At 71.0% G+C, this 3,310-nt stretch carries 5 protein-coding genes; 2 read left to right on the forward strand and 3 right to left on the reverse strand.

Annotation, left to right across the window (positions count from 1 at the left end; translation table 11 throughout):
• On the forward strand, positions 1-490 hold a 490-nt coding region (locus GJ634_RS15700; RefSeq protein ID WP_197425551.1), incomplete at its 5' end, for a hypothetical protein.
• Here the strand turns inward: GJ634_RS15700 and GJ634_RS14655 are convergent.
• From GJ634_RS14655 to pyrB, 3 genes are all read right to left on the reverse strand, one after another.
• A complete protein-coding gene (locus tag GJ634_RS14655) occupies positions 491-1,318 on the reverse strand; it encodes a hypothetical protein (protein WP_157503584.1) in 828 nt (275 codons plus the stop codon).
• A gap of 255 nt (positions 1,319-1,573) precedes the next feature.
• Positions 1,574-2,032: an aspartate carbamoyltransferase regulatory subunit gene (pyrI, locus tag GJ634_RS14660; RefSeq protein ID WP_157503585.1), complete on the reverse strand. Its 459-nt coding sequence runs from the start codon at positions 2,030-2,032 to the stop codon at positions 1,574-1,576.
• Entirely contained in the window at positions 2,025-2,936 is a 912-nt protein-coding gene (gene pyrB, locus GJ634_RS14665) for an aspartate carbamoyltransferase (RefSeq protein ID WP_157503586.1), read from the reverse strand. The genes pyrI and pyrB overlap by 8 nt, the downstream gene beginning before the upstream one ends.
• A gap of 112 nt (positions 2,937-3,048) precedes the next feature.
• Between pyrB and GJ634_RS14670 the strand changes: the two genes are divergently transcribed.
• A partial coding sequence (locus GJ634_RS14670) for an AAA family ATPase (RefSeq protein WP_197425552.1) occupies positions 3,049-3,310 on the forward strand: 262 nt, incomplete at its 3' end.

Here is a 3,310-nt window from a genome sequence, read left to right on the forward strand (position 1 = left end):
AGTCGCCGCGTTCCTCGGCGTGCTCGGCTTTCCGACGGTCGCGGTGGCCGTCGCGGTCGTCGCCGCCGCAGCGACCGCGGGCCTCCGGCGCGCTCGCGTCTCCCGCGGTGCGACCGTCACGTTCGCCGGGTCGCTGCCCGTGCTCGCGCTCCTGCTCGTCCTGCTGGGCGTCGGGCTCGGCTGGGGCGGCGGCTACGAGGTCGTCGCCGAACCGACGGACGCCGGCGCCGACCGCCCGGCCGCGGACCTCTCGGACGCCCCCGAGGTCCGCGCGGACCTCTTCGCCGCGCCCGACGAGGACGGCGTCTACCGGCTCGGGCTCCGCGACTACGACCGCGAGCGGCAGGCCGCCCGCGCCCTCGACGACCGCGGCGTCAGGTGTCCGTTCGTGAACACGCCCAGCAATCCCGTCTACGACCCGGACGCGTCGTTCGTCGCCGAACACGACGGCCAGTACTACCGGGTGTCCTGCGTGGCGTACGGCGACTGACTACTCGGGGCCGAAGGACTTCCCCTCGCGCTCCTCGGCGTCCATCCGGCGGAGCGCGGCGCGGGCGTTGCTCGCCTCGTAGCCGAAGAACACGCCATCGGCGTACTCCTCGACGACCTCGGCGGCGTGAATCAGGTTCTCGACGTCCACGTCGACGGCGTACAGTTCGACGCTGAGCGGCGCGTCGAGGAGGTCCTCGAAGCCCGAGGCGATGGTCTCCAGCCAGTACGTCGTCCCGTAGTTGGTGTCGTACAGCGGCACCACGAACTCGTCGACGTGCTCGGCGAGCGCGTCCACGTCGAGGCCCGCGCGCTCGTAGAGGTGGCCGGGGTACGGGTCGGGGTAGAGCGTGAGGTACGTCGTCCCCGGGACGCGGTCGGCGGCCTCCGCGACGAACTCCGTGATGACGTCGGCCCGCCAGTCGTACCAGTCGTCGAACTCGGATTCCGCAAACGCGGTCTCGCAGCGCTCGCAGTGGCAGTACTCGGCCCGCGGGAACCCCACGTCGTCGAGGCGCACGTCCCCGGTGACCTCCGCGCACGTCTCCACGACGGTGAGGAGGCCGTTCCGGTAGTCCTCGGCGAGCGGGCAGATGTACGACCAGTCGAAGTACGGCCGCTCGCGGGTGGCCTCGTTGCCCTCGTCGTCGACGGGCACGAGGTCGGGTTCGGTGCCCGCGGTGGCGTTGTCCCCGAAGCAGGACACCATGCTGACGGCGCCCTCCACTGGGTCGGTGTGGCGGCCGGTGACGTCCTTGACCTCGTAGAACGCGCGGTCGAACTCCGGCCACTCGACTTCCTCGGCGTTCCGCGTGACGACGCCGTACATGGACGCGAGTTGGCCGGCGGGCCGCCTAAGTCGTTCGCTCTCGGCGCGCCGGAAAAAGCGGGAGTGCGTTAGTCGATGCGGTCGACTTCCTCGGGGGCGGGGGCTTCGTCGCCTCCGACGACGAACTTCCAGACGAGGGCGATGACGACCAGTGCGGCGGCGGCTTTCACGAGTTTTCCTGCCATGCGTGACAGTATCGTCGGCCGGCACTAAACGCTTTGCGGGGTCGGCACGAATCGGTGGTTCCCGCGGGCGTCAGTCCCGGAGGTGGGCGGTGATGTCCTCGCGGACGATCTCCCCGCAGTACTCGCAGCGCAGGCCGTCCTCGAGCACCGCGAACGTCGTCTCGACGGGCTCGCCCGCGTTCGTGATGCACTCGCGGTTCGGGCAGACGAGCACGCCGCCGACCTCCTCGGGGCGCTCGACGCGGCGCTTGTCCACGACCTCGTAGTCGCGGATGATGTTGATGGTGGCCTCGGGCGCGATGAGCGACAGCACCTCCGCCTCCGAGTCGCTGAGCTCCCGCCCCTCGACTTTCACGACGTCCTTCCGGCCGAGCCGGTCGGAGGGGACGTTCATCCCGAGGCTCATCGTCGTGCCCTCGGTGCCGTCGATGCCGAGCAGTCCGAGGACGTGCAGCGCCTCGCCGGCGGTGACGTGGTCGATGACGGTGCCGTTCTGGATCTTCGAGACGCGGAGTTCTGTGTCAGTCATCGTCGAGGAGCAAATCGAGGAGGGCCATCCGAACCGGGACGCCGTTGTGTGCCTGTTCGAAGTACGTCGCGTTGTCCGTCTCGTCGACCGCCGCCGCGATCTCGTCGACGCGGGGCAGCGGGTGCATCACCGCGAGGTCGTCCTTCGCGGCGTCCAGCGTCTCCGGCGTGATGCTGTACTCGCCGGCGACTTCCTCGTACTCGTCCTCGTCCGGGAAGCGCTCGCGCTGGATGCGCGTGACGTACAGCACGTCGAGGTTCGGGAGTACGGCGTCGAGGTCCTCGTGCTCGCGGACCTGCGCGCCGGCCTCGTGGAGGTCGTAGCGCACCGACCGCGGCAGCCGCAGGCTCTCGGGGCTGACGAAGTGCTGGCGGACGTCGAAGTTCGTGAGCGCGTGCGCCAGCGAGTGGACGGTGCGGCCGTACTTGAGGTCGCCCATGATGCCGATGGAGATGTCGTCGAGCCCGGCGTGCTCGCGGATGGTGTAGAGGTCCAGCAGCGTCTGGCTCGGGTGGTGGCCGGCGCCGTCGCCCGCGTTCACGACGGGGACGTCGACGTGCTCGCTGGCCATCTTCGCGGCGCCCTGCTTCGGGTGGCGGAGCACGACGCCGTCGGCGTACCCCTCGACGACCCGCACCGTGTCCGCGAGCGACTCGCCCTTCTTCACCGAGGAGGACTCCACGGAGCCCATGTCGACGACGTCGCCGCCGAGGCGCTTGGCGGCCGTCTCGAAGCTCATCTTCGTGCGCGTGCTCGGCTCGAAGAAGCACAGCGCGAGCAGCTCGTCGGCGTGCCGCTCGCCGGCGGCCGTCGGGTCGTCGTCGAAGGCCGCCGCCCTGTCGAGGACGGTCTCGATGTCCGCCCGGGAGAGCTGTTTGGCGGTGAGGAGGTGGTCGTGACGCATCGGTTCAGTACGCGGCCCCCGGGAGCGTAAAGCTCCCGGAGCGCGCCCACCCCGGCCCGTGCCACCGAGCCCCACCCGAGGTTCAAGTGCGAAGCCGGGATCACCCACTCGCGTGCTGGCAGTCGCGGGCGGCAAGGGCGGCAGCGGGAAGACGACCACCGCGCTCGGGCTCGCGGGCGCGCTCGTCGAGCGGCGGCGCCGGCCGCTCGTCGTGGAGTGTGACCTCGACGCGCCGAACCTCCACCTCCGCGCGGGCGTCCCCCGGGACCCGGGTCTCGACGCTCCGGACCCGACTGCCGCGAGCCACGAATCGACCGCGGTCCCGGGTGCGGACGTGCTGCCGGCGGGCGACGCGGACGGCGACGACCTCGCCG

This window comes from Halobacterium sp. CBA1126 (assembly GCF_009741975.1).
GTDB lineage: Archaea > Halobacteriota > Halobacteria > Halobacteriales > Halobacteriaceae > Halobacterium.

Coding starts and splice junctions, on each gene's coding strand:
- GJ634_RS14655 (WP_157503584.1), bottom strand. CDS start 1,318: ATGTACGGCGTCGTCACGCGGAACGCCGAGGAAGTCGAGTGGCCGGAG.
- pyrI (WP_157503585.1), bottom strand. CDS start 2,032: ATGACTGACACAGAACTCCGCGTCTCGAAGATCCAGAACGGCACCGTC.
- pyrB (WP_157503586.1), bottom strand. CDS start 2,936: ATGCGTCACGACCACCTCCTCACCGCCAAACAGCTCTCCCGGGCGGAC.